Source organism: Arthrobacter sp. HMWF013, from assembly GCF_003061105.1.
In the GTDB taxonomy this organism is placed as follows: domain Bacteria; phylum Actinomycetota; class Actinomycetes; order Actinomycetales; family Micrococcaceae; genus Arthrobacter.
The window spans coordinates 1-1,952 of record NZ_QAIQ01000047.1; the positions used below are offsets into that span (position 1 = coordinate 1).

At 59.9% G+C, this 1,952-nt stretch carries 2 protein-coding genes; both read left to right on the forward strand.

Translation table 11 applies throughout. From position 1 onward, the window contains the following. The first annotated feature begins 279 nt into the window (after positions 1-279). Entirely contained in the window at positions 280-723 is a 444-nt protein-coding gene (locus DBR22_RS02305) for a hypothetical protein (RefSeq protein ID WP_108597605.1), read from the forward strand. Positions 724-1,353: 630 nt separating this feature from the next. Further along, positions 1,354-1,952, forward strand: a 599-nt coding sequence (locus DBR22_RS02315; protein WP_108597606.1) for a LysR family transcriptional regulator, incomplete at its 3' end; no start/stop codon positions are given.

Consider the following 1,952-nt stretch of genomic DNA (forward strand, 5'->3'; position numbering starts at 1 on the left):
GCGGGAGTCAATAGCGCTGTTTAGCTCACGGAGAAGGGGCCGCCGGCGGCGGGCACTCAGCCAGGCCTGCGGAGGAAATACTGGGCTGGTGTGGTCAGGGTCTGCCTGTCTCGTGACCCTAGCGTTTTGCGGCACAGAGGTTTCGAGACACATGAAGTTGGACTTGGGCGGGCGGCTGTCCGTACGGGGACGGCCTAAGGGGAAACGGCGCTGAGTGACAACGAGCAGGACCGGCGCCAGTCCCGGTAGTGTCGGGGGAAGAACTGTTTGGGGGAACAAATGAGATACCGCGTACTGACGGCTGCCGGTGCAGTCGCTGCCCTTCTGGCATTGACTGCCTGCTCCAGCTACTCAGGCATTACTGCCGTGCAACGGGCATCAGAGGCCCGGGATGACCTTCCTGTCGAAGTCCGCAGCGTAAACCCCGACATGCCCTCGGACTATCGGCTCCTGACAGAGGATGCTGGCGTGAAGTACTTCGCAGCAGAAAGCCCTGACCACAAGACCGCCTGCATCGCCGTCTATCCGGTCGACGAACCGGACCAGTGGACCATCGGATGCGCCGACGGGATCGAGGATGTCCGCGAAATTGTCACCGTCAGCCACATCGGCCAACCCACCGCAAAGCTAGTGACGACAGGATTCGATACCCGCACTCTGGAATCCGAGGGTTGGCGCAAGATCCACGAGAATGTCCTAGTGGGCACAATAACGCGCCCCTAGAGAATCCTCTCGAAACAGCTAAACCCTATGTCTCATAACCTCTGCGCCTCGAATCCCTAGGGTTCCGGGACACATGGGTTACGAGACACATTAGTACCTCATGGGGGCCGGCCTTGAGGTCAAGAAGCTCTCGAATCCAGGAGAGTGGTATATCCGTCCGGACGATGGAAGAGGCGCCGGCCGGCGCCACTGTCTTGCAGCAGCCAAAGGAACGAACCGTCAGCAGAGATGTCATCGACTCTTCCCGCAATCCGGGCATTACGCTTGTCTGAAGTCAGCAGTACTACGGTGTCCCCCGGGGCAAGTTCGAGCCAACTCCTGACCTCCTGGCGCAGGGAGTCCCAGTGGATGGGATACGACGTGAGCGTTCGGGCGGTGTCCATGAGGTGGCTTCCGTTGGTGGCTTGATGTGAAGGATGAGAAGCCCACTGATGTGTTGGCTCCGTGGCCGGCGTTGTTCACCTGTGGCTGCCCTGTCTCATCCATTACAGCGATTGCCCTGAGCAGGTGTCTAAGACCTAGTTTCAATGTGGTTGATAGGCGTACGCTATCTATGCCTCAGCGCGGCAAGCATCGCTTTCGTTTTTTCGACCGCTTGCAGGAAGCCAAGGGACCGCTGAAGGAGCTGAAATGGATACGCGGAAGTTGAAGTATTTCCTGGCCGTTGTTGACCATGAAGGATTCAACCGTGCAGCGGAGCACCTGTTGATCGCTCAGCCTTCGCTCTCTCAGACCATCGCCAGTCTTGAAAGGGACCTTGGTGTCCCGCTTTTCCACCGGATCGGCCGCCGCGCTGTCCTCAGCGAAGCCGGGAAGGAACTCGTGGGGCCGGCAAGGTTGGTGATGCGGGACCTTGATGCTGCACAGTCTGCGGTCCAAGCGCTGAGGGGTGTGCGGAGCGGCCGGTTGGACATCATCACGATGCCTTCTCCCGGAATTGAACCCTTGACCTCCATGATTGCCGGCTTCACTCGACTCCACCCGTCTGTCCGGCTGAACGTGGGTGCTGCGTTCACTCCGGAGGAGGTCATCGAGTCCGTCCGGACGGGCAGCACCGAGGTGGGTTTGGCTGGATCTGCAACGCCCATCCGCGTACCGGGCGTACAGGTCCTTGAACTGGAGCGCCAACCGCTGATCCTGATCGTCAACCCCCAGGCAGACACCTTCAGCCCTGGCACAGCCATCCAACGTGAAGACCTTGGCGGACACCGTCTCATCGCAAGCCAGCG